This is a genomic window from Methylomonas sp. Kb3 (genome assembly GCF_002834115.1).
Taxonomy (GTDB): Bacteria; Pseudomonadota; Gammaproteobacteria; order Methylococcales; family Methylomonadaceae; genus Methylomonas; species Methylomonas defluvii.
The window spans coordinates 21,750-47,242 of record NZ_PIZT01000013.1 but is presented as its reverse complement, the minus strand read 5'-3'; the positions used below and the strand labels follow the sequence as shown (position 1 = coordinate 47,242).

Sequence of the window (25,493 nt, the reverse complement as noted above, 5' to 3'; positions counted from 1 at the left end):
GGATTTTCTTGCGAAATTGCATGCTACTTGCCCACCAAAATCACTGTTTTGTACATCGTGCGTGCGTATTCCAATTAAATCCGCCACCGATTTCAATGTCAAAACCACCAGGAATTCCAATCGAAACCCGCCAGTGGCGCCGACCGGCCACAAGCGGCCACAGAACAATCATTGAGGAATGACTGCAAACTGGCACATTGCCGCCGACGGTTTAGCTTCAGAAATCCAGCGGGCTTTTCGCTTCCTTGATCGTCCGACTAGGCACGGTATGCGTGTAAATCATGGTCGTTCGCAAATCACTGTGACCTAATAGTTCTTGAATGGTACGAATATCGACATTGGCTTGCAAAAGGTGACTGGCAAAGCTATGGCGAAACGTATGTGCCGACGCACGTTTCGCAATTCGGCTTCTGCGCACCGCCAATTTAATGGCCTGTTGCACATGGGATTCGTGCAAATGCCAACGCCGATATTCTTGACTGGACGGAACCAACGTGAGGGATTTCGCCGGAAACAACCATTGCCAGGCAAATTCTTTAGCGGCGTTCTTATATTTGGCATCCAGCGATTTAGGCAAGAACACACCGCCAGTCTTCGCTGCCACATCTTGTTCATGCAAGGCGGCGACTCGCTCTACTTGAGCAGCCAATTCAGTTGTTAAGACCTCCGGCATTGGTAGCGTTCGATCTTTCTGGCCTTTTCCGTCATGCACTGTCAATACCTGCAGGTCAAAATTTAAATCCTGCACTCGTAGTTTCAGGCACTCGAATAGGCGTAAGCCACAACCGTACAACAACTTGGCGACCAAGTCATAAGGCGGTTCCAATATACCAATAATTCGATCAACTTCCGGGCGCGATAACACCACAGGAATATAAGGACGACGCTTGGCCCGCACCACACCCTCGACTTTTCCGAATTCTTTTAGCAATACATGTTTGAACAAGAACAGTAACGCATTGAAAGCTTGATTCTGACTGGAAGCGGCAACCTGCTTATTCATGGCGAGATGGCTCAAAAAAGATTTCACATCGTCCATGTCCAGCAAACGGGCATCTTTGCTTTTCGTGTAGGTTTGAAATTGCTGCAACCAGTAACGGTACGCTTGCCAAGTTTTGTTTGAATAATGACGAACCTTGATAGCGGCTTGCAGTTGTTCGTACACCGTCACCCAAGTGGCACCGGTTAACTTTGGCGACTCGTCGACAGGCGAAGGCTTCGTGGTTTCTGGTACGGGTCGTGTCGTAACGGTCTGGTTGACAGGACTCTGATAGGGTTCAGCTAATCGCTTCGATGTTAATGACTGATCAGGTAATGAATCGCTGGAAGGCGTTGATGTTGATTTAATCGCGCCGATCATGCGGTAATAGATGGCTACGGCTCGGCGAGCTTGTTGTCGTTGTGTTTCAGACTGACCTTTACTTTTCAACTTTTCGTCAAATGGAGCAAAGCTTGCAGTGAGCTTTGGGTTTGCTCCGTACTTGTTACAAAAGTCCAGATAAAACCGAAACCATTTATGAAAATCTCGGCGCTGTTGTTCGGGTACATTGCGCTGATGGAGTTGTGTTTCAAATGCCTGGCTAAGAGATGCGGGAACGGCTAACATGGCAACCTCCAAAGCTGATTTTGATATAGTGTGAATGATATACAGAAAGGAAAAATCCTTGCTAATCACAAATTTATTTGAGCAGCGCAGCTTTTATGGTAGATATACGGAACTATCTAATAACTTGTTAGGTGTTTCATGCGAGGACTCTCAGTCATTCTCCTCACCTTGTTTCCCGTCCTCGGACAGGCCGAGGTTATGGATAAAGAGTTCTCGCTTGTTGCCGTCTTGCTTTGGGGGCTGATCGGTGCACTTTTGGTGTTTCTTGCTGCCCGCCTCAAACCGTTGCTTCTGTTTATTTTGGTGCCAGCAATTGGCCTGTTTTTCTTTGGCCATCTCTCCGAGCTAATCGACCCATATGTTGGTCCAGCTATGGCGGCTGAGGCTGGTCAGTTTTATGTTTTCATTTCCTGGGCTGCCCCCGCTATGGTTCTTGTCAGTGGTGGTGTCGGGTTTGCTATTAGGCGCCGTAATGTCAAAGCCAACACCTAACATGGCGCTCAACCTCGCTCCCTTCGGTCGCTGGACGCTGCGCGATAAAGCCGCGCAGCGCCGGTTAGCTCTACGTTGGGGTGCAAACAAGTGTCACGCTACGGAATGATTGTCGCCGGTCAGTATGCTCACGACCTTCCTGTCTTTGCTGGACAAGGTGAAGCTGAAACAGCACTGTTTGCCCAGCGCGATATGGGTCTTCGAGAAATTCATACATTGAGCAGTTTATCGAGCCGACTCGACTATCTGCCAGAAAGTCTTAAGGCCCTTGAACAGTGGTTCTTCGAAAACGGCCAGCCTTCGGCTACGCCTTCTGGGTATTCCATGGCTCATGCAGTCGGGTTCTACTTTGGCGAGGTGCTTTGCCGCACACAACAGTTCCATTGGGTAGTTCAGGAGTTTGTGTTTTCCAAGGGGCATTACGAGGTTGGTGTTCAACGGCCGCTTCTTTCAATCATGCTGACAAAAGGCAAAAAGTTGCAGCCGCAGGGCAACAAGCGAATGCAGTCACTCTGGAGAGAGTTTCAACGCTATGCACCCTAACCCGGCGCTCAACCTCGCTCCCTTCGGTCGCTGGACGCTGCGCGATAAAGCCGCGCAGCGCCGGTTAGCTCTACGTTAGGCGTAAAACATGAACAAGTATCGTTTAATAATGAACGGGGAAAACTTCCTCATTCAGACAGAATCTGGTTTAAAAAAACATGGGTTCTACCAAACTATATTTGTTGAAAGTCAAAACCCAGAAACCGCTGAAAATGAAGCCGTTGAAATTATTAAAAATAGCGACCTCAAAGATATTGTTAAAAATGAAAATAACGACCCTCCTATGATCTACTTAGAAGAAATAGATGAGTTGGAGAGCTTTGAAGGGGTTGAAACTATGGTTCAGGGTCGGGCATTTTATCTTGAGAAAGAGTAAATTCATGCCTAACCAGCGGGTAAACTTGACCGGCAGATGCTACGCTCCTATCGTCGCTACGCTTCTGCCGGCAAGTTACCCTTTGCGTTAGGCTGCCAACACATCGAGAGGCCCCATGAAGATTTCTTCCAAGAAGTGCGTATTGTTCTCCAGCATCTTTGCGCTTGCATTGCTCAGCGGTTGTAGCTCCAAGCAAGCTAGCCCATCTGTGGCAATCGCTAATCCTGCTTCCGAATATTGCATGAAAAAAGGCGGCAAACTTGAAATTGTCAAAGAAGCGTCTGGGGAGAAAGGCATGTGCCATCTGCCTGACGGCATGATCGTGGAGGAGTGGGAGTTGCTCCGCCGTGACAACCCGCAGAAGTAACCGGTATCAGCTTAACAGTTCATTCAAGTCTAACCCGCTTCGCGGTACGGCTTAATTTTTTGCTCCTGATATGTTGAAAATTTTACGAGGTTCTCCTAAATGAATAAGCCTGTTTGTGTTGTTATCGGCGTTGGTGAAGGAAACGGAGCAGCCATCGCGCGTAAGTTTTCGGAAACCGGACATAGTGTCGCACTTCTAGCGCGTAACTTAGAGTTCACATCGAAATTGGCTGGCGAGCTGAACGATGCAATTGCTATTGCCTGCGATGTCACCAATGAACAAGACGTGCAAGCAGCGTTCGCTCAGGTACGCAATCAGTTAGGCGGGGTAACCTGCTTAATTTACAATGCGGGTGCGGGTTCGTGGGGTACGATTGAAGAAATTACCGCCGCCTCTTTCGAGGCCAACTGGAAAGTCAATGCGCTTGGCGCTCTGTATGCCGCCCAGCAAGTTATCCCCGCGATGAAAGAAAATGGCTCGGGTAATATTGTTTTTGTGGGCGCAACCGCTTCACGGCGTGGCGGCGCAAGAACCGCCGCTTTTTCACCCGCTAAAGCGGCGCAACGCGCGTTGGCGGAATCCATGGCGCGCCATCTTTGGCCTTTTGGAATCCATGTTTCGCTGCTTATTATCGATGGCGTTGTAAACCTTCCGGCTACGCGGGAAAAAATGCCCGACAAAAACGACGACTTTTTTGTCAATCCCGCCGACATCGCAGCAACGATAGAGCATCTTTGTACCCAACCCCGTTCGGCGTGGTCTTTCGAGGTCGAAGCCAGACCCTTCGGCGAAACGTGGTAGGGTTCTTGCCTATGTTAACGCATTAATTGGTTGATATTTTTATAGTTACCCTTTTTAGGAAAATCGCAAATGACCGGTACATTTTCATCCGCAGACAGTGCTGTGGTACTTATCGACCATCAAGTCGGAACAATGAAGCTGATTAAAAATATCCCGCTTGAAGTGGCCAAGCGGAATACCTTAGCCCTTGCCAAAGCAGCCAAGGCTTTGAATATCCCTGTCGTTCTTACCAGTTCGCAGGAAGAGAACGTCCAGGGGCCTTTGCTCCCGGAGCTCGAACAGATTTGTCCTGAGGCGTTCACGGCCCGAATTCAGCGTACCGGTATTGTTAATGCTTGGGATGACCCGCATTTCAAAAAAGCAGTCGAAGCGACAGGCCGCAGGAACCTCATTATGGCCGGTGTGACCACCGACGTATGCTTGGTTTTTCCATCAATCAGTGCGCGGCGCGAGGGCTACCAAGTGCAAGCAGTCATGGACGCTTCGGATCGCCTTACGAACTTTCCGAAGAGATGGCTCGGCGGCGCATGGAACGCGAAGGCGTAATTCTCACCGCGACGAACACGCTGCTGGCTGAACTGGCTCAGGACTGGAGCGGTGTCGAAGGTAACCAACTGCTTGGCATATTATTTCAAGATGTGCTTCCACCAATAGCCTAACATTTCGCTCAAACCGACCCGCTTCCGCTACGCTCCAGCGGTCGGCTTAGCTTTGCGTTGAATGGCTGCTATTTGAAGCCCACCCGACATTGAGCGCAATGCTTCAAATGTCAACTTGGGGTCGAAACTGTAAATTCGCCACTTCCAAAAAGCCGCCATTCACTACTGGCGTAATAGTCTCGGAACGCCTTACAGCATCGGCGGTTTTATTTTTCCCGATAACACGGCTATAGCCAGTTCCACTTCATCCATTGCCAGGATTTGATCAATCGTTTCATGTTTGATGCTGTTCGCGATCTGTAGAATTTCTTCGTTGACTGCCTTCAAGGTTGCCGATTGTTTAATCAGCCGATTAACTTCCTTGGTTTGTGCAGCGCTTAGTCGATCCCGCTGCCATCGGGAAAACTGTTCCAGGAAATACCTTTGGTCGTCCAATTGTTTGTCATATAGATCAAAGACCCGATTCAGGGTGGCATCGTCCAATGCATAAGGCTTGGCTATTGCCTGACGCAGGTTGTCCAACTGAATCATGGATTCCTCTAGCATGCCGTCCACCATAAAGGTGAAGGTAGGCAACATACTAATAGGGTGCCACTGAATTTGTTGATCTTCCGGCGGCTGGTTCTGTGTAGTGTCATCACCCGGTTGACAGTGACGTGCCATTAATTCATCCAGTTCCTCATCAAATTCATGGGCCGTCTTTAGCTGAATGGGCTCACGGTTCGGCCAAACTTTCAATACTCTGGTTTTGGTATCGAAGCCTGGTGTTCCCAGTGGTTCGCCGATGACCCAAGTCGGCACATTGATTTCACTGTATTGGTGGACCATGGTTTGAGCGCAAACTTCAAGTACGTTTTCATCGGCACTATCGTCGGCAAAGATCAATTGCGCCGCCCACTCCCCGCAGTGATCGCAGGGAATGAGGCTACTTTCAAAGAGGTCTTCGGGTGGTGAGTTTTTGGGTGTGTCGGGTTGGGCGACAGGATTCAGTTCTAGCCGATGCTGGGAGAGGTCAAGACAATCGGTGTTATCGCGGCAAACCCAGTGGAGCATTTGCCCTGACGGGTTTGGTTTTCGCTCGAACATGGCTACCGTTTTCCTGTATTGGGCATCGGTGGTCTTGGCGTTTTGAATGCGCGGCAGGTTGTTTTTCAGCTCGATTAAATCATCCTGCCCCAGTTCCGACCGGAAAGCGGTGACGCTCCCTTTGGGATCGACCGCGAAAATAAAGTAATTCCCGGTTTCGAGCATTTTATTTAAGACAGTCAGCACGACCGGGTTGTTCGGGTTCACCAGTAGATTGAATGTGGCGTAATGGTAGAAGTGGAAGCCAAAGTGAACCACGACGCAGTCGGCATTACCGTACAACGAATGCCCGAAACTAAAACCGGTGCGGGTGTACTCCTCAGGAATAACCATTTCGAGCCGAATTGCTAAAACGCCGAAGGTTTGTTTCCGTTCCTCAACGAGGCCCAACGCACAGCAGGGTGCTTCGGCGGTGAGAAAATCATCGATAAACTGACTATTGACGGTAAGCCGTGGGAGTAGGGGATAGACGTTGCTCATGGGACATCGCTGGGTTAGGCAGGGGTGGCTTGGGGATGATAAATCATACCCGGAGTTGGAGTGATCACTAAATCCGCTGTACGGGGGGATGCTTGCTTGAAGGAAGGCATTGAAACTTGGATCATCAATACTACAATTCCATCGTTTGCCGCTATTGCTTTTGCCTGATTGATCTTTGGCGCCGCCGATTTCGCCGGCTCGTTTTTTTTACATCCCACCTTTTGAGGAAACCATGCATAAATCCGAACTCATTGACGCCATTGCCAGCCATGCGAATCTCAGTAAAGCCGAGGCTGGACGGGCTCTCGATGGCATCCTCAGTGCCATTCAAAACGCCTTGAAAAACGGCGATTCGGTATCGTTAGTGGGGTTTGGCACCTTCGAAGTCAAGGAACGTGCCGAGCGTCAGGGCCGCAACCCGCAAACCGGCGCTGAACTGACCATTGCTGCGGCAAAACTACCAGGCTTTAAAGCCGGAAAGACCTTAAAAGACGCCGTTAACGGTTAAATTCTCTTTAGGAAAAAGGGCTTTGAATGACTCGAAGTCCTCTTGAAACTGCGCTATGATTCGCCGGTTAACTCACTGTCGAACATTGGCATTTCAGATGATAAAATCGGAACTGATCGGGGCGCTGGCCGCCAAGCAAGCAACCCTGCTGCAAGAAGACGTAGAGCTGGCTGTCAACACGATCATTGAGGCTTTGATCAGCGCTGTCGCCACTGGCGAACGAATTGAAATTCGCGGATTTGGTGGTTTTTCAACGATTCCCCGCCAAGCCCGTATCGGCAGGAATCCAAAGACCGGGGAACCTGTCAGTCTACCTAGCCGGCATGCTGTTCACTTTAAACCCGGACTGGATTTGCGAGACCGGGTAAACGCTTCGAAACAGGCGTTCCCCACCATTAAAGACCTGTAACCCCGTCCTGGGTGCCTGATCAGCCCTCCACCGGTACCGCGATTGCTTGCGGCGGTGTTCTCCATCCCGGCTGCACGAAGCTCGGTCTCCTGTCTCGCAGCGATGGAAAATGACTACGGCGTTATCCCTATTGATTGCCAAAGAAATTCATAGGAAACCGGAGGGCGGTGTTGATCTCTGGCTTGCTGAGCTTCGCCATGTTCGTAGGTATGCAGCAAGAATTTAACGTGCTCCAGTCCTTCCGGCGTTCTGATGGCCTCGCGCGGCGTTTGATCGTTCAATATCGGTAATGGCTTGTCAGCCCAGTCAGAGTAAAGCTGCCGAATTCGCTTCTCTATCAGCTCGGTTATGATCTCGGGTGGCAGGGGTATCGGTTCCGGCCTTTCCTGGGTGTCATTAGGCTGCAAATTAGCCAGTATGCCTTTGGGATCGGACAGTTCCCGGCTAATAAAGGCCACAGCAGTGCCTGAAACCGCTTCGAACCAAGGTCTGCCTTCGTCCGCATACTGTTGAGTATGATAGGACACTTTGATCCGATCCGGGCGTTTGCCGGGATTGATACTGAGACTTCGCCGTGTCAGCCCATCCTCGCCTGCAAAAAGCCGGCTCCAACCCGCATCACGATTGCCTTCGATAGCCGCTTCGCCGGACAACGCCTGGTCCAATGCGTCCCAGTCCAGAACCCGGTAATGATCGGTCACGAACAGGAGCGATTCACCCGTTACACGATCAACCACTGGCGGCATTTCAAAGGCCCTGACAAATAACTGGAGCCAGTGATATGGAATGATGGCACTGGTGATTTCTTTGGCGAGAGGAGAATCCGGTTCGACGCCCTCTAATTCGTCTGTGAGTTCTTCCAACAAATCCCAGCTTCGCTGGCGGGGGAAGCCGTACACGGCGCCGGACAGTTCAAAATGCGCGTCAACCGGCACAATGCGTGCCGCGATCAGGTCGTACCGGTTGGCGTGTTGTGAGCCCGATTTTTCCTGGACGAGGACGGGCGGGCGTTCGGGCAGCATCACATCCCGTAAGGTCAGGCATTTGCCGGGCACCACCTCCACAATTTCGTAAAGTCTGAGGGGCAGGGCCGTTAGACGCTCAAGCCATTGTCGCTGTTCAGCAGACAATAGCGGACCACCCTTTCCGAGTAACAATGCCGCAACACGACAGTCCTGGTCTTTGATCGTCACTACACCATCGGCCAGCAGCCATTCCATGGCATTGATCATAATGCCGGTATACGAGTCGTCGGGCAGGTCCTGAATCCCGGCATATTCATCGTCGTCGAGCCCACCAAAAAAGCCTTCATCGAGCGCGGCATGGGCTGGCTGCTCATACTGGGTGAACAGCCACTGTATGGCTTTCGGGACGGCTTCAGAATGATCGTTCGCTATCTGGGCGTCTGCGGCCTGCAAGCAGCACTGCTTATATTTTTTACCGCTGCCGCAAGGGCAGGGATCGTTTCGGCCTAGTTTTTTCATATCAGGGTGACTTTAAGCCAACCCCAGGATTATTGCATTGAAATTTTTGCAGCATAGCCCGGCAACCCGACACGACTTGTCGGGTGACATAAAAAATGAAAAGTGGTCGATTGATTTTAAAGTGATTTTTCATTATTTGTGTCACAAGCTATACCCGCTTTTGACACAAATAATGAAATATTCCGGATTTTGTGCCACTAATATTGAAAACTTTCGCACCCTTCATTTTGGTAGAGCGAATTCGGCCAAAACTGGCTTCCGCCCATATTTGGTTAAGGGCAGAATTTCAACAGAATTCAGACTGTTGATTTGAAGGCACGAAATTAAATATTCATGCCCTCAAATCCTTCAATAGTTAAGACTGAGTTTATTGGGTACCTGCCATTTGATGATGCATTTTAGCCATCGCTGTATTGGCATCAACTGCTTTTTGGTAGGAGCTGATTAGCGATTGGCAATGTTCTAGGAACATTTCGGATTGCTTGCCGTACAGGTAGCTGTGCTGCTTGTACTGTTGCAGAAGCTTTTTGTGTTCTTCCACTTTAACTTCGGCATCCTTTGCGGCTTGTTCATAATGAGTCGCCAAAGACTCATGGTCATCCTTGGTTTTAGCGCTTTGGATAGCTGCGCTCATATCCATGGGATGGGGGTTTTGTTGGCAACCTGATAAAACTCCCAGCGTTAAAGACGTGACGACCAACAATTTAGTGATGGTTTTCATAAGATCTCTCCAGTTAAGTTAAATTCTTCAGACAGCAATCAAAATGCCGTCCTGCTTCGTAAAAGGGTGTTGTTTAATGCATCATTTGGACTGTACTTATCGTCATAAACCTCCTGGATCTATGAATGTGAAATTTACTGGCTTGGGCTCATCGTGGTCTCAACGAATGGCCTTTCAACAGCGCATAAATTGCAGGGATTACGATTAGCGTCAGCAGCATTGAGGAGATCATCCCTCCCACCATAGGGGCGGCAATGCGCCGCATCACTTCCGATCCGGTTCCATTACTCCACATGATGGGTAATAGACCTGCCATGATGGCGGCCACTGTCATCATCTTGGGCCGCAGCCGTTCTGCAGCACCTGTAATTACACAGGTGTAGAGTTCGTTCAGCCCCATTTCCTTACCCTGTTGCCTGCATTCTTCGATTTTGGCTTGATAGGCGTGATCCAGGTAAATTAGCATAATCACTCCGGTTTCGGCAGCCACCCCGGCCAGTGCGATAAAGCCGACACCCACTGCCACGCTGACGTTATAGTTCAACGCCCACAGTAACCAGACGCCGCCTACCAGGGCGAACGGCACCGACAACATGACGATTAGGGTTTCCGTCATACGGCCAAAGTTCAGGTACAGCAGGATAAAAATGATCAGCATGGTCAATGGTACGACTATGTTCAAGCGCTCAACGGCACGCTCCATATACTCGAATTGCCCACTCCAGGTTATGTAATAACCGGTAGGCATCTGCACGGCTTTCTCGACTGCGAGTTTGGCATCATGAACATAGCTGGCAATATCACGATCCCGCAAATCGACAAAGATATAGGCGGAGAGCAGAGAGTTTTCGGTACGAATACCCGGTGGTCCTTTGGATAAGCTCAAATGTGCAACCGACGATAAAGGAATCATGGCACCGTCAGCAGTCGTTACCAGTAAGTGATTGCCTATGGCACTAGGACTGTTCCTGAGTTCGCGGGGATAACGCACTATCACGCCAAAGCGTTCCCGGCCTTCAACCATAGTGGTCACCATTTCACCGCCAATAGCGGTTGAAATCAGATTTTGAATGTCGCCGACCAGCAAACCATAGCGAGCCAAAGCGTCATAATCTGGATCGATATTCAGATAATACCCCCCGGTAATCCGCTCGGCATAAGCACTGGTGGTGCCGGGTACGTTCTTGATGGCTTGTTCGATTTGCTGGGCTAGCCGTTCCATTTCAGCTAGGTCGTTACCGAACAATTTTACGCCAACAGGCGTCCTAATACCGGTTGCCAACATATCGATGCGATTTTTGATCGGCATGGTCCAGGCATTGCTGACGCCAGGGATTTGCAGAGCCTGATCCATTTCTGTAATCAATTTGTCGACGGTCATGCCCGGCCTCCACTGCGATTCCGGTTTCAGATTGACCACCGTCTCGGACATTTCTAAGGGCGCCGGATCGGTGGCGGTGGCGGCGCGACCGGCCTTGCCGAATACCGATTCGACTTCGGGAAAGGTTTTGATGATGCGATCCTGAGTTTGCAGCAGCTCGGCGGTTTTGGTGACCGACATGCCGGGCAAGGTCTGCGGCATGAACAGCAGGGTGCCTTCGTTTAAGGTCGGCATGAATTCACCGCCCAATTGCATAGCAGGGTAAATACTGGCAACCAGTGCCAGTATCGCCAGCAAGACAGTGGTTTTTTTAAAACGCATGACCCAAGTAATCACCGGACGATACAGCCACAGCAACAGCCGATTGACTGGGTTATCTTGTTCTGCCCGGATATGACCGCGCACAAATAGCAATATCAGTACCGGCACTAAGGTGACCGATAGCAACGCCGCGCCGGCCATGGCAAAGGTTTTGGTGTAGGCCAAGGGTTGAAATAGCCGACCTTCTTGCGCTTCCAGGGTAAATACCGGCAAGAAGGATACGGTGATAATCAGTAAGCTGAAGAACAAGGGCGGGCCGACTTCCCGACAGGCATTCAATACAATGGTGTGTCTGGGTAATTTATACGCATCATGCTCAAGGTGCTTATGCACGTTTTCGACCATCACGATGGCGGCATCGACCATCGCACCAATGGCAATGGCAATGCCGCCAAGACTCATGATGTTGGAGTTCATGTTCAGCAAATGCATGACGATGAACGCCATCAATATGCCAACCGGCAACATCACAATGGCGACGAGGGCGCTGCGCAGATGCAACAGGAATACTGCACAAATCACGGCCACGACCACACTCTCTTCCAACAGCGTGTGTCGTAGATTTTCAATCGCCCGATGGATCAGATCCGAGCGGTCATAAACCGCTTGAATACTCACACCTGTTGGTAGCCCCGCTGTGATTTCCTTTAAGCGTAGTTTCAGGTTATCAATCACTTCCAGCGCGTTTTGACCGTAGCGGGCAATAGCGATGCCGGATACCACTTCACCCTCACCATTCAACTCGGTAATACCACGACGTTCATCTGGGACCAATTCCACTCGGGCTACATCCCGCACTAACACGGGTGTGCCATTGGCGACTTTTAATACCAGCCGTTCCAAATCATGAATACCATGCAAATAGCCACGACCGCGTACCATATATTCTGTTTCAGTCATTTCAATGGCTCGACCGCCCACATCGCGGTTGCCATTGGCAATCACCTCTGTCACGGTTTTTAGGGGGATGCCATAAGCCTGGAGTTTATGTGGATCAACGGTGACTTGATATTGCTGAACAAACCCGCCGATGCTGGCCACTTCGGCGATTCCTTGTGCCTTGGTTAACTGATAGCGTACAAACCAGTCTTGCAAGGTACGTAGTTCAGCCAGCGAGTATTCCTTCCCCAGCAACACATATTGATACACCCAGCCCACACCGGTCGCATCGGGCCCGAGTTGTGGTGTAACACCACGCGGCAAGCGCCCGGCCGCAAAGTTTAAATATTCGAGTACCCTGGAACGCGCCCAATAAATATCAGTACCATCCTCAAAGATCACGTACACAAAGGATGCGCCGAAAAATGAGAAACCACGAACCACTTTGGATCTTGGCACACTCAGCATCGCGGTGGTCAGTGGATAAGTGACTTGATCCTCGACCACCTGGGGTGCTTGGCCAGGGTATTCCGTGTAGACAATCACTTGCGCATCGGACAAATCTGGCAAGGCATCTAGTGGAATTTTGATCACGGCGTAAATGCCGCCACAGATTAAAAGTAGTGTGGTGATCAACACCAGAAACACATTTTTTAACGACCAGGCAATGACCCGTTCCAACATGGCTAGTGCTCCATCACATGTTGACTATGCTCATGTTCTGGCATGGCCACTGAATCGTCCTGATTCGATTCGGCCTTTGGCATCGCCTCAGCACTACTCATACTGTCCAGCGCCGATTTCAAATTGCTTTCGGCATCGATCAGGAAATTAGCGCGGGTGACGACATTGTCGCCATCCTGTAAACCCTCAAGCACTTCGCTGAATCCGTTGGCCTGATGGCCTATCTTCACGGTGCGCGGCTCGAACCGGCCATCATCGAGCTGTACCAGTGCTACCTGCCGCGTACCACTATCGAGAATAGCCGAATCGGGGACACTCAGCTCTCGGTGTCGTTGTTGAGTCGCTAATACTTCAACGCTACCGTACAGGCCGGGTTTCAGAAAACCTTTGGCGTTGTCCATGTCCACTCTGACCTTGACGGTGCGTGTGTCGGTATTCAACGTGGGAAAGATAAAACTGACTTGCCCATGAAAGGATTTATCAGGGTAAGCCTTGATATTGACGCTAACCTCTTGACCTAATTTAATCCACTCTAAATCGGGCTCGAATACATCGACCATCAGCCACACCCGACTCAGATCGGCAATTTGGAACAGTACCTCGCCCGGCATAAAACGCATGCCTTCTACTGCGGGCTTTTCCATGACCACGCCATTGACAGGCGATGGTAACAATAAAGTTTCAATCACGAGTTCGCGCTCTTGCAAGCGTTTTAATTGGGCCGTGCCAATGTCCCAATTTTTTAGGCGTTGCAAGGCATTGCGGGTGAGTTGCTGGGCGGTGGCAAGCGCCTGCGGGCTGGCCTGTTCTAATGCACCTTCACCTTGTTTGGCAATCAGATATTCCTGCTGCGCCGTCAGAAGATCGGGGCTGTAAATATCCAATAGTGGTTGTCCACGTTTGACAGATTGTCCGGTGCTATTAACTAGCAAGCGTTGTATCCAACCCTCGAATTTGGCATTGATGACATGCAACCGACGCTCATCAACTTGAATACTGCCCGGCGCACGGATAGAACGCACTAAATCCCGATATTGAACTTTCTCGGTTTTGGCGCCGAGCTTTTGGATTTTTTCCGGACTAATGGTCAAGAGTTTAGAACTCGTTACCTCGCCTTCGTAAACCGGCAGATAATCCATTCCCATCTCATCCTTTTTCGGCACAGGCGAGGTATCGGCCGCCCCCATGGGATGGCGATAGTACAGAATACGGCCTTTGTTCGGCTGGGTTGTCTGCGAGACTTCATCGGCATAAACCGGTAGATAATCCATGCCCATTTCATCCTTTGCCGGTGTCGGAGACGTCACTTTTGGATTCATCGGATGCCGATAAAACCGTGGTTTATGCTCTGCGACCGACACAGTCTTTTCCATGGGTTGCGGCTTATCCGCCAGCCAAAAGCCGCCGGCGATTCCAATGAGCAGGGTCAATACACTGACCAGAATAGTTTGCTTAGTCATGTGTCAGGTCCTTACCGATTAAGTTCGATAGTTCCGCCAGCAATTGCTGGGTTTCGACCAACGATTTCCAGTATTGGCTTTGATACTGAAACAAACTCAACTGTGTTCGCAGTAAGTTGCTGAAGTCCGTCTTGCCAACAGGGTACCCGGCCATCAAAGAACTGACGGCTTGCTGAGCTTGAGGAATGATTTCATGCTCGAATAATGCTAATCGCTGTTTTGCGTGCAGGTATTGGGCGGTATTGGCTGCAATTTCACCATGGACTTTATTGTGCTCGTCCTGCAAGGCGTACTGCTCCTGCAGCAACTCACTATTGCGTTGATCGACTGCCTTGGCCTGTTTTTGTTCGGCATAGATCGGTAAATTGATGCTGAGTTTGACGCTAGCAAAATCGCTACGGGATTCGCCGGATGGGGTGTTTTGTCTGACTGCGTAACCGGCACCCAGTGTCAGATCGGGATAAAAATCCTTTTCGGCGATTTCAATGCGGGTCTTGGCGGCACCGAGCATTTTGTGATGCTGCTCGAACCGTGGGCTATGTTCCATGGCTTGTGCCTGCAATTCCGCAACCACCAAGACCGGGGTTTTGATCTCGGCTTGGTCAGGCAGTTTTACCAAGGTATCGGAGTTGCGGCTGAGCAATGTGTTGATCTGAATGCCGGTACTGTGGCGCATGCTGATCAGCTCGATTTTTTCATCCTTGAGTTTCGAGAGTTCTAATTGGGCCAGCATCACATCCTGCTGTTGCCCCTGACCGACTTTGTAACGGGACTGGGCCGTATCGATCAATTGCTGAAAAAATTGTTCGCTTTCGGCAATGACATTGATGGCCCTATCGTAATAAAACAAGCGCCACCAAGTCTGTTTGACGTCGCGAACCAAGCGCAAACGGGCGACATCCACCGAGTCGGCTGCCGCCAGGGCTTCTTGTTCGGCTGCTTGTTCCTTCAAGGCCAACTTGCCCGGAAAAGGAATCGTCTGACTAATACCAACATCCATCATGGTCATATCTTCCTTGCGAAGACTGAGACTGTTGGTGGGAACATTTAAGGTATCGAAATTAAGCGTCGGGTCTGGCAGTGCGCCCTCTTGCGATGGAATGGCGGCTAATGCTTCGGCACGCGCTTTAATTTCGGAGATACCAGGGTTACCGGCCTGCGCTAGTTCAACAGCCTGTTCCAGGGACAAAAAAGCTTCATCGGCATGGACTACGCCGATAAAAATCAGTAAATAGCAGCAGAGCGCCCAATAGGGCCACGACACCCGATCAACAGGTGTGGGGTAAAACAAGGGGTACATTATTTTCTCCAATCAAGGGAAACACAGACTCACGCCAAAGCATGAAGCCCTATCACGCCTACAAGGCGCGGGTTACCTGGGAGAAATGGCTAATTCAGAAAAGTACAGAACCGATAGCGTATCGGTATGGGATTGGCAGTCGGTCTTCGTTGTCTATGACGGGTAAAAAGGCAGGGTAATGGGCTAAAAATATAAATACTTAGCCAAGTCAGGCACAAGATAAAAACGGGTAGATCAGGCTTATCGATTTTGAAATTTAGCGCGGGGTTAGGCTGGGAGTCCGGACACGCCTTGAGTGTACAGTTTTGGTTTGGTGAGAGTTGCGTCGCTGCGGCGCCATGATGCGCCGAATCGGAACAACCAACTGGCATCGTGTCCGTCACTGGTATTTGCATTTGCGCAGGCATCGGCATCGCACACGTTGACGACACCAGCATGAAGAGCCAGCTAGTCAACATGATCAGCACCATAACGGTCTGATAGTGATGATGTCGAAAAAATCCCACGGTCATTTCGCCACTAAGATCAATTGATGTGTTTAATGCTCTTGAAACCTATCGCGCATAAAGCGTGGATTCAATCCCAAGCGTAAAGTTTCCCTATCAACACAAAAAATGAATACTTGGCTCAAGCCAAAGATTCATTAGCGTCATTCTTTAAAGTATAGAGCAAGGTATCGCGAGCGGTGAGTTTTTGCAGTATCGCTTTGATAGTTTTACTAGCTGTCCCCTCATGCGCGCATGAGTCACCTAGTGACCCGATAAGCACAAGTCCCAAACTTATCCACACCGAAACCTTAGCGTACTATTTTTTCCGAATTCTGCGGTTATGCCAATTAGAGGGCAACTGGCTAGCCGATCAAGCCAACACAGTTGCAGTATGGCCCTCGTTAAGGTTCTAAGAGCCAAAGCCAATCGGATTTTTTCATTATTTGTGTCATTAGTTTTTCACTAACTTGGCGCACTTTTCACTTTTGTCTGGTGATAGGTATCCAAATATATATCCGAAAATTATAAGTTTGATAGTACAAGAACGGACAAGGCAGAGGGCGAAGTGCTACAACTAATGATCCGCTTCCCGCAACATTTCTGCCATGTCCCGGTTTGCAGTGACGGCCTGCTGATAAAGATCAATCACTTCTTGGCTATGTGCTTTAAGATCGTTCGCATGTCTACCGTAAACATAGCGTTGTGAGTCAAATCGGCTGAGAAATTTTTTATGTTCCTCAATCTTCGTCTGTAATTCGTTGGCCTCGTCTTGGAAGTGTTTGGCCAATGTCTCATGCTGTATAGCCAGGTCAGTATCCATGGCGTGAGGCTCCATGAAGCTACAAGCAGATAATAAGGATTCAGCTAAAACTAAAAGAATCAGTGATTTTAATGTCATGGTTATCTCCAAAGGTATCTTGAAACGGTAATGTCTAGGCGCTTTGATGATGTTAAAGTGCCCTTTAATAAATTCAGAGCACTTAAAAGGCCGTATTTTTGGGATGAAGTAATCTCAATCCGTTGGCTACAACCAATAAGGAAGCGCCCATATCGGCTGCAATGGCTTCCCATAGGGTAGCCACACCGGCAAAGGCTAAAACGGCGAACGCAGCCTTGATCGTCAGTGCAAACGTAATATTTTGTCGAATAATCGCCAGTGTTCTTTTGGAATGTCCGATCAGCCAGGGCAGCTTGGAGAGGTCATCGCCCATCAGAGCAATATCGGCTATCTCGATAGCCGCATCCGACCCTAGCACCCCCATGGCAATTCCCAGGTTGGCCCGTCCCAACGCCGGCGCATCGTTGACACCGTCCCCGATCATCGCTACCTGTCCGTATTGCTCGACCATTTGACTGACGATCTTCACTTTATCGGCGGGCAACAATTCGGCGTGTATCTCATCGATGCCAATTTGGGTCGCGATGTTAGTGGCCGTCACCCGATTGTCACCGGTCAACATGGCTAAATGTTGAATGCCATTTTGTCTCAGCGCTTGCAAAATCGATTTGATTTCAGTGCGAGGCTGGTCGGCAACGGCAATGAGGCCGCAAATATGCCGATCATTGCCGATGGCAATCACGGTTTGCCCCGTTTGTTCAAGGGCAATCGCTTTTTCACTGATTTCCGGGATTTCTTGGCTACGCTCCAACAGATAACGACGCGATCCCAGCCAGAAATCCGTGCCATTAAATAGTCCGGTGACACCTTTACCCGGTAGAACCGTCACATTGTCTGCGCTGGCCACGTTGATACCGCGTTGTTCCGTATAGCGTAAAATAGCTTTTGCCAACGGATGATTGCTTCGTGCTTCCAGTGCGGCGGCACGGCTTAACAGTTCTTCTTCGGTATGACTATTGAATGGATAAACACCGGTGACGACGGGTTCACCAGAGGTTAGTGTGCCGGTTTTATCAAAGGCAATCGCATTCAGATGGGCGGGTGTTTCAATATAAATGCCGCCTTTGATCAGAATGCCTTGTCGGGCTGCACACGCTAAGGCCGCGACAATACTGACCGGTGTCGAAATGACCAATGCACAGGGGCAGGCAATGACCAACAACACCAAGGCGTGGTAAAACCATTCGTTCCAGCCTCCTTCGAAAAATACCGGTGGAATGATGCACATGGCCAACGCCACCAGCATCACAGCCGGGGTATAAATACGCGCAAATTTCTCCACCCATTGTTCGACCTCGGCTCGCTTACCATGAGCTTCGCCGACCAACCGGGTAATCTGTGCCAAGGTGGTATCCGAAACCAACTTGGTGGATCGGATTTCCAATGTCCCTTCAACATTAATACTGCCGGCAAACACCTCGTCACCCACTTGCTTGGCAACCGGCATGCTTTCACCGGTAATCGGCGCCTGATTGACTGAACTGGAACCGGCAATTACGTTGCCATCCAGGGGGATTTTAGCGCCAGGCGCTAATATGAAACGGGTGCCTATACTGACTTCTGCCGCTGGTACCACGCATTCCTGGCCGGTTTCATCCTTGATCGTCACCGTCGAGGGCGCTAAATCCAGCAAGGCTTCAACGGCATGCCGGGCACGGCCAATACTCCAACTCTCAATCGCCAGAGACAGCGCAAACAGAAAACTGACCGTTGCCGCCTCAAACCATTCATCAATGAACATTGCCCCAATAACCGCAATCGTCATCAGCAAATTCATATCCGCTCGGAAGCGTTTCAAGGCATAAAACGCCTTAACGATCACATGCCGAGCACCGCAAGCCACCGCTAAACCAAAGGCTATTTTTTCAGGCAAAGGCATCGCCTGCTGAGCATGGGCATTTAGTAAGCTTTGCAGATAGTCAGTGACCACGTCCCATTGCAGGGTGCCGTTTTTGGCCGAGCTGAAAATGGTTTGAATATCCACAAAGCCGCCGGCTATGGCGATATGAATCAGCATGCCGGCCGCGATAAATACACCGCTAAGCACGGTATAACCGGTCTTCGAACGGTGCAGTTGTTTGACATCGGCATCGGTCTGACCGGACTGCCAACGAGCCGCCTGCATGCCCGTTGCCGCTATCGCTTTGATGATGGTTTTTTCAGTCACGGGCTCGGCATCAGACAACAGTGTCATGCGCCCGTTTAAAACATCAAAGGCCAGTTTGTCACTGCCCCCCACGAGCGGGCCTATCGCGCTTTTCAATGTAGCGACCTCTTCGGCGCAATCCAGTCCCTCGATTTTGAACGTGATGCCACTCGACAAGTTTGATGGCGTTGGCTGGTGGTTATCCGGTTTCTCGCCAGGACAACAACAGGTTTTTTCTGATGGCTCGCAGGTACTCATCGTTTAACCCTCGTTGGAATCAATCTGCGGTATTCCCGGTATCATGGGACTTATTGGTTGGTCTTGGCGATGCGCGAACCAGTAGAGAATCGGTAATACCAACAATGTCAGCATCGTTGACGAGAGAATGCCGCCAATCACTACAGTCGCCAGCGGGCGCTGTACCTCTGCGCCGGTACCGGTGGCAATGGCCATTGGCACGAAACCGAACGAGGCTACCAGTGCGGTCATCAGCACCGGCCTAAGACGTGTCAGAGCACCCTCAACAATCGACTTATCCAGCGACATGCCTTCGTCGCGCAAACCACGGATAAAGGCAATCATCACCAGCCCGTTCAGTACTGCTACACCCGACAAGGCGATGAATCCGACTGCCGCCGAAATCGACATTGGAATATCGCGCAACCAAAGTGCGACCAAGCCGCCGGTCAACGCAAAGGGGATGCCGCTGAACACCAGCAAACCGTCCTTGGCGTTGCCAAACATCATGAACAGGAGTGTGAAAACCAGGATTAACGCCACAGGCACCACAATTTGCAAGCGATGGGCCGCCGATTGCAACTGTTCGAACTGTCCGCCCCAACTTGTCCAATAACCGGATGGAATTTTGACTTTCTGTTGCAGCTTTTGTTCGGCCTCGGCAACAAAAGAGCCGATGTCGCGGCCTCGCACGTTGGCACTGATGACGATTCGGCGTTTGCCGTTCTCGCGGCTGATTTGATTAGGGCCGGGAGCCATTTCCAGGCTGGCTACTTCGGCCAGTGGGATATAGCTGGTTCGTCCATCTCGGTTTTGCCCGCGCGGCAATGAGATTGGCAAGCGGTTGATGGCATCCAGATTACTGCGCAGGTTCTCCGGCAGACGCACGATAATGTCGAAACGCCGGTCACCCTCAAACAAGGTGCCGGCTTCGGTGCCACCAATCGCGGTAGCCACCGCATCCTGCACATCGCCCACGTTCAAGCCGTAGCGCGAAGTTTTATCCCGGTCGATATTGAGCGTCAGCATCGGTAAGCCGGTGGTTTGCTCGACTTTCACTTCGGATGCACCAGGAATCGCTGCCATAACTACCGAAATTTCAGTCGCCGTGTCATTCAATACATCCATATCATCACCAAACACTTTAACGGCAACGTCGCTACGCACGCCTGAAATCAGTTCATTGAAGCGCAACTGGATAGGCTGGGAAAACTCGTAGAGGTTGCCGGGTAGTTTGTTGGCCGCCACTTGTATCGCCGCTAGCAGATCATCGCGTGATTTATCGGGTTCAGGCCATTGCTCGCGTGGTTTGAGCATGATGTAACCATCCGAGATATTCGGCGGCATCGGGTCGGATGCGATCTCGGCGGTGCCGGTTCGTGCAAATATCCGCTCGATTTCGGGAAACTGCTGCTTTAGAGCCTGTTCAATCTGCTGCTGCATGGCGACTGATTGTGACAAACTGGTGCCGGGAATGCGCATCGCCTGAATGGCGAAATCGCCTTCATTCAAGCTCGGCACAAACTCGCTACCCATCCGCGTCGCCAATAGGCCCGACAGAATCACCGTGACCACCGCAAGCGTGAGTATCACCGGCTTGTTGCTCATGACGCTATCCAGTACCGGTGCATAGATACGCTTAGCGCTCTGCATCACCACATTTTCTTTTTCAGCGACTTTATCGCCGATAAACAGCGCTACGGCGGCTGGGATAAAAGTCACCGACAATATCATGGCCCCCACCAAGGCAATGACCACCGTGAACGCCATCGGATGAAACATTTTGCCTTCCACCCCGGTCAGCGCGAAGATGGGCAAGTACACGACCATGATGATCAACTGGCCAAATAACAGTGCCCGCCGTGCTTCTTTCGACGCCGTAAACACTTCATGAAAACGTTCACGACGTGTTAGCGAACGCCCCTGATGCTCCTGAGCATGGGCCAGCCTCCGCACACAGTTCTCTACAATCACCACCGCACCGTCGATGATCACACCAAAGTCGAGTGCCCCAAGGCTCATCAAGTTGGCACTGACCTGGTATGTCACCATGCCGGTGAAGGTGAACAGCATCGATAACGGTATGACCATTGCGGTAATGATGGCCGCACGAATATTGCCGAGGAACAGGAACAGAATCACAATGACCAGAATTGCCCCTTCGGTTAAGTTCTTCTTGACCGTATTGATGGCTTTATCGACCAGTACCGTTCGGTCATAGACCGTCACGGCCTGCACCCCTTCGGGCAGCGTGCGGTTGATTTCCGTCATCTTTTTGTCGACCGCTTGCGAGACGGCACGGCTATTCTGACCGATCAGCATAAAGACCGTACCCAATACCATCTCTCGGCCATTTTCGGTTGCAGCGCCGGTGCGCAGTTCTCGGCCGATTTCGACTTCGCCGACATCGCGAATGCGAATGGGCACACCCTGGACATTACCGAGAATAATGTTGCGAATATCTTCCATCGAATGCACTTGGCCCGGCGCACGAATCAGATATTGTTCGCCGCGCTTTTCGATGTAGCCGGCACCGACATTATTGTTGTTACGATCCAGCGCGGTAACGATGTCTTGCAAGGTCAGACCATAGGACGCCAGTTTTTCCGGAATCGGTGCCACCTGATATTGTTTGGCGTAGCCACCAATGGAATTGATTTCGGTGACACCCGGCACGTTGCGCAACTGCGGTTTGATAATCCAGTCCTGGATTTCACGCAGATCGGTCGCGGTGTAAGGCGAACCGTCCGGTTTTTTGGCCCCTTCTTGGGCTTCGACTATCCATAAATAGATTTCGCCAAGACCGGTGGAAATGGGACCCATCGCCGGCGTGATACCAGCAGGCAGTTTATCCTTGGCTTCCTGAATACGTTGGTTCACCAATTGCCGGGCGAAATAGACATCGGTGCCGTCCTGGAAAATCACCGTGACCTGCGATAAGCCGTAACGCGAAAGCGACCGGGTTTGTTCCAGATGCGGCAAACCCGCCATGACGGTTTCGATGGGGTAAGTGATTCGCTGTTCGGTTTCCAAAGGCGAATAACCCGGTGCCGTCGTATTAATTTGTACCTGGACATTGGTGATGTCTGGCACGGCGTCGATAGGCAGAATCGAGTAATTGAAGATACCGAGTCCTGCCATACCGAGTACAGCCAGGATAACCAGCCAGCGATGCTCGATCGCTAAACGAATAAGTCGTTCAAACATGATGCGAACTCCTGGGGATCAATGCGAGTGCTCGGCACTGCTTTTGCCTTGCTCGGATTTAATGACGAAGCTGCCATTGACAGCGTATTCGGTACCGGGCATGAGTCCTGCCACGATCTCGGTGACTTTGCCATCCGACAGTCCGGTGGTGACCGGTTGAGCAATAAAGCCGCCGGGGACCCGAATAAAAATCGTCGGCTTGTTTTTGATCATCTGGATGGCATCGGCTGCCACCGCGACCGGCACGTCACTTTCCTTGGTAGGCAGTTCGACCGTGATAAACAATCCGGGTCGCCAGGCCATCTGCGGATTGTCCAGCGTCACGCGTGCCGTAGCGGTGCGGGTTTGTTCGCCCATCAATGCGCCCACATAAGACAACGTACCGGTTGCCGAAGAATCGAACGCCGTGGCCTTGATGTTGACCTGTTTGCCGACTTGCACGACATTGAGATCCTTCGCCGAGACGATAATTTCGGCCCAGACGGAGGACAAGTCAGTAATGGTGAAAATGCTGGCATCTTCCTTGACCGCTTCTCCCATGGCGATGTGTTTCTCGACCACCATGCCATCGAACGGTGCGCGAATTTCGTAACGATTGAGTGAGCCGCCGCTGGCCGACACGGTAGGACTTGCGCCGAGTGCTATCAATTTCTGTTGGGCATTATGAACGGCGATTTCCATTTCCTGCATCGCCTGCCGGGCTTGTTGGTAGTCTTGCTCCGCCGAGATTTTGTCCTCCCATAAGTGTTTTTCCCGCGCAAAAGTAGAGCGGGCTAACTCCAGTCGCCTTTGTGCCGACAACAATTCACTACGCTGCTCGGACAACGCCGTACTGGCAATCACGGCGATGACCTGGCCTTGTTTGACTTGCTGGCCCAGGTTGGCGGAAATGCTCTCCACCACGCCGGCCAAACGCGGTACCACATGAGACGTCTTATCTTCATTGAAGCGAATTTCACCCGGTAGAGTGACAGAGCTTATGATGTGCGCTGCACCTGCGGTCTGAATCGAGATACCGGTTTCGGCGATTTGCTGATCGCTCAAGGTTACTTTGCCTTCTTCTTTACTGAAAGCAAACTGAAACGTCTGACCATCATGCCTTGCCGTCACGTTCGCTTCAAAGACATGGGGCTCATCGATAGCCTGGATACTCTGCCAATACGCTTTTTCAGGCGCAAACTCGATGCGCTGTTGCTCGCCGCTCGGGCGCTTTAGTTGCACGGAGAGTTGATCGGCAACGGGCTGAAGCGGTTTATCCTGATTGAACGGATAAACGCGAAAGTGCGGTTCACCACCTTCCTCGCTGAGCAGGATTTCCAGCTTAAAGTCACCGTCGCTGTAAACAGTGCCGCCGTGCGGGCCTTGGGCCTGCCTGGCGTCATCGGCATGTTCGGCGCTATCGACTTTAGCCGCTGCATGGTTTTCTTCGCCGTGTTCCTCGCCTTCCGGCATCGATTTGTCGATGCTCAAAATCAATAGGCCGAGCAAGAGGCCGACCACAACAATCGCGGCAATAGCGGTCCATTGTTTTTTGTTAATCGTGTTCATGGTGATACCTCGGGTTGGCTGTCCGCGTTCATATTGCCGCCGACCAGACGTTCCACGTTGGCCACGGACTTGTGATATTCGGCCAAGGCCAGTAAATACTGATTTTTGGCGCCGAACAGGGTGCGCTGTGCATCCAGTACGTCCATAAAACTGAATTTTCCCAAGCGGTAGCCTTCGCGAGCGGCGTCATAAGCACTTTGGGCGCCCGGCAAAATGTCTTGCTGCAAGGTGATGATTTCGGAATGAGCGGTATCCAAGGCCTGATAGGCGGTGTTCAATGCCGTGGCGATGCGTATCTCGGCGCTGCGCAATTCGTCTTCCGCTTTGGTCAAACGATGCTCGGCTTCTTGAATACGGCCTTGATTGCGGTCAAATACCGGCAATGGCACCGAAAAACCAACGACTAAGGCGTAATCATTGGGCATCAGAAATTTACTGGCGCCTACAGTCGCGGTGACATCCGGGATAGCTTTGGATTTTTCCATCGTGATAAGCGCCTGACGTTGGGTGATCTCGGTGACCCAACGGGCTAAATCGGGATTTTTGGAGAGGCGTTGCGCCAATGAGTCCAGGGAAGCTGGTGCTTGTATACTTTCCAAATGACCGTTTACCGTCTCAAAACGCGGTGTCGTGCTGCCCCAGCCGGCGGCTAAGCGCTTGCGGGCGGCTTCCAGTTCTTTCTGGGCTCGCATCAGCTCAATTTGCACCGAAGCGCGAGCAACTTTAGCCTTGGTTTCTTCAACGGGCGATACCTTGCCTGCCTGCACTCGCGCAGCGGTCGTAACCGTTGTCTGATTGGCCAATTCATGAATTTGCTGTGTCAGCGTCAAGCGCTGTTGGGCGGCCAACACGTCAATAAATGCCTGAGTGACTTGGGTGAGTACATCGGCTCGTTTGGTTTCGTAATCCCAATCGGCTAATTGTTTGGTCAGCGATGCCGCTTCCATGCGGGCGGTGCGTTTTCCGCCCAATTCGATCAATTGGCTGAGTTCCAAGGTGACGACATCGCCATCGAAGCCCTTGATGACCTGATTACCAAAGTTCGCGGCATTGGCATTGAAGGTGGGATTGGGAAACAAACCCGCTTGGAGGGTGGCGGCTTCCTGTGCTCGGCTCTCCCAGGAAAAGGCCGATAGCTCGGGGTTCTGGGTTAGCGCTAAAGCCAAGACTTGAGACAAAACCAGGGAACCGGTCGGTTCCTCAATGGCTTGCCGACTGGAACCGTTTGCACCCAGATCGCCTGATTGTGCCGGCAATAGCGTGTCGTCTGCCGGACTCGCATCGACCGAGCCGGCAGTAATCAATAAACACAGTGCAACGCCAAGTGGCCGCACATAATTCGAGAACATGGAAAATTTCTCCGTAGCATAGAGGGAACGTCAACACGGACACAGGTGAACCTGCGTCTTCAT

The 25,493-nt window shown here is 51.1% G+C and carries 20 protein-coding genes; 8 read left to right on the top strand and 12 right to left on the bottom strand.

Annotated features, from left to right (window positions below):
• Positions 1–217: 217 nt before the first annotated feature.
• Positions 218–1,675 (bottom strand): integron integrase, encoded by a 1,458-nt coding sequence (locus tag CWO84_RS10085; protein WP_240618017.1) that lies wholly within the window; start codon positions 1,673–1,675, stop codon positions 218–220.
• A 129-nt stretch (positions 1,676–1,804) separates the two neighbouring features.
• Here CWO84_RS10085 and CWO84_RS10080 point away from each other — a divergent pair, with 129 nt between their 5' ends.
• The 6 genes from CWO84_RS10080 (at position 1,805) to CWO84_RS10055 (ending at position 4,731) form a co-directional block, all read left to right on the top strand.
• The gene (locus CWO84_RS10080; RefSeq protein ID WP_133120660.1) at positions 1,805–2,098 is read left to right on the top strand and encodes a hypothetical protein; all 294 of its coding nucleotides are present in this window, start codon (positions 1,805–1,807) and stop codon (positions 2,096–2,098) included.
• Between the two features lie 105 nt (positions 2,099–2,203).
• Complete coding sequence (locus CWO84_RS10075) at positions 2,204–2,641, top strand: hypothetical protein (protein WP_101052493.1); 438 nt, start codon at positions 2,204–2,206, stop codon at positions 2,639–2,641.
• A gap of 88 nt (positions 2,642–2,729) precedes the next feature.
• On the top strand, positions 2,730–3,017 hold the full coding sequence (locus tag CWO84_RS10070; RefSeq protein WP_101052491.1) for a hypothetical protein: 288 nt from the start codon (positions 2,730–2,732) through the stop codon (positions 3,015–3,017).
• A 115-nt stretch (positions 3,018–3,132) separates the two neighbouring features.
• Positions 3,133–3,384 carry a DUF333 domain-containing protein gene (locus tag CWO84_RS10065; protein ID WP_064028471.1) on the top strand — a complete coding sequence of 84 codons (252 nt, stop codon included), beginning with the start codon at positions 3,133–3,135 and terminating at the stop codon, positions 3,382–3,384.
• A gap of 99 nt (positions 3,385–3,483) precedes the next feature.
• Positions 3,484–4,185 carry an SDR family NAD(P)-dependent oxidoreductase gene (locus CWO84_RS10060; protein WP_064028469.1) on the top strand — a complete coding sequence of 234 codons (702 nt, stop codon included), beginning with the start codon at positions 3,484–3,486 and terminating at the stop codon, positions 4,183–4,185.
• A 69-nt stretch (positions 4,186–4,254) separates the two neighbouring features.
• The gene (locus CWO84_RS10055) at positions 4,255–4,731 is read left to right on the top strand and encodes an isochorismatase family protein (protein WP_205800364.1); all 477 of its coding nucleotides are present in this window, start codon (positions 4,255–4,257) and stop codon (positions 4,729–4,731) included.
• Between the two features lie 302 nt (positions 4,732–5,033).
• Here CWO84_RS10055 and CWO84_RS24610 read toward each other — a convergent pair whose 3' ends face one another.
• Positions 5,034–6,410 (bottom strand): hypothetical protein, encoded by a 1,377-nt coding sequence (locus CWO84_RS24610; RefSeq protein WP_205800363.1) that lies wholly within the window; start codon positions 6,408–6,410, stop codon positions 5,034–5,036.
• Between the two features lie 232 nt (positions 6,411–6,642).
• Here CWO84_RS24610 and CWO84_RS10045 point away from each other — a divergent pair, with 232 nt between their 5' ends.
• Complete coding sequence (locus tag CWO84_RS10045) at positions 6,643–6,918, top strand: HU family DNA-binding protein (protein ID WP_101052544.1); 276 nt, start codon at positions 6,643–6,645, stop codon at positions 6,916–6,918.
• 97 nt (positions 6,919–7,015) lie between these two features.
• The gene (locus CWO84_RS10040; RefSeq protein ID WP_101052489.1) at positions 7,016–7,327 is read left to right on the top strand and encodes an integration host factor subunit beta; all 312 of its coding nucleotides are present in this window, start codon (positions 7,016–7,018) and stop codon (positions 7,325–7,327) included.
• 113 nt (positions 7,328–7,440) lie between these two features.
• Here the strand turns inward: CWO84_RS10040 and CWO84_RS10035 are convergent, their stop codons facing one another.
• The 10 genes from CWO84_RS10035 to CWO84_RS09990 all read right to left on the bottom strand — a co-directional run bounded on the left by CWO84_RS10035 (position 7,441) and on the right by CWO84_RS09990 (position 25,430).
• A complete protein-coding gene (locus tag CWO84_RS10035; RefSeq protein WP_101052487.1) occupies positions 7,441–8,811 on the bottom strand; it encodes an SEC-C metal-binding domain-containing protein in 1,371 nt (456 codons plus the stop codon).
• A gap of 367 nt (positions 8,812–9,178) precedes the next feature.
• Positions 9,179–9,532: a hypothetical protein gene (locus tag CWO84_RS10030; protein WP_101052485.1), complete on the bottom strand. Its 354-nt coding sequence runs from the start codon at positions 9,530–9,532 to the stop codon at positions 9,179–9,181.
• Positions 9,533–9,680: 148 nt separating this feature from the next.
• Complete coding sequence (locus CWO84_RS10025) at positions 9,681–12,797, bottom strand: efflux RND transporter permease subunit (protein ID WP_101052483.1); 3,117 nt, start codon at positions 12,795–12,797, stop codon at positions 9,681–9,683.
• Between the two features lie 2 nt (positions 12,798–12,799).
• A complete protein-coding gene (locus tag CWO84_RS10020; RefSeq protein WP_101052481.1) occupies positions 12,800–14,257 on the bottom strand; it encodes an efflux RND transporter periplasmic adaptor subunit in 1,458 nt (485 codons plus the stop codon).
• Positions 14,250–15,557 carry a TolC family protein gene (locus CWO84_RS10015; protein WP_101052479.1) on the bottom strand — a complete coding sequence of 436 codons (1,308 nt, stop codon included), beginning with the start codon at positions 15,555–15,557 and terminating at the stop codon, positions 14,250–14,252. The genes CWO84_RS10020 and CWO84_RS10015 overlap by 8 nt, the downstream gene beginning before the upstream one ends.
• Before the next feature lie 1,062 nt (positions 15,558–16,619).
• On the bottom strand, positions 16,620–16,943 hold the full coding sequence (locus CWO84_RS10010) for a hypothetical protein (protein ID WP_101052477.1): 324 nt from the start codon (positions 16,941–16,943) through the stop codon (positions 16,620–16,622).
• An 82-nt stretch (positions 16,944–17,025) separates the two neighbouring features.
• On the bottom strand, positions 17,026–19,347 hold the full coding sequence (locus tag CWO84_RS10005) for a heavy metal translocating P-type ATPase (RefSeq protein WP_101052475.1): 2,322 nt from the start codon (positions 19,345–19,347) through the stop codon (positions 17,026–17,028).
• Positions 19,348–19,350: 3 nt separating this feature from the next.
• Entirely contained in the window at positions 19,351–22,533 is a 3,183-nt protein-coding gene (locus CWO84_RS10000) for a CusA/CzcA family heavy metal efflux RND transporter (RefSeq protein WP_101052473.1), read from the bottom strand.
• Between the two features lie 18 nt (positions 22,534–22,551).
• The gene (locus CWO84_RS09995) at positions 22,552–24,081 is read right to left on the bottom strand and encodes an efflux RND transporter periplasmic adaptor subunit (protein WP_101052471.1); all 1,530 of its coding nucleotides are present in this window, start codon (positions 24,079–24,081) and stop codon (positions 22,552–22,554) included.
• Positions 24,078–25,430, bottom strand: coding sequence for a TolC family protein (locus CWO84_RS09990; RefSeq protein ID WP_101052469.1), 1,353 nt, complete (start codon positions 25,428–25,430; stop codon positions 24,078–24,080). The genes CWO84_RS09995 and CWO84_RS09990 overlap by 4 nt, the downstream gene beginning before the upstream one ends.
• Positions 25,431–25,493 lie beyond the last annotated feature (63 nt).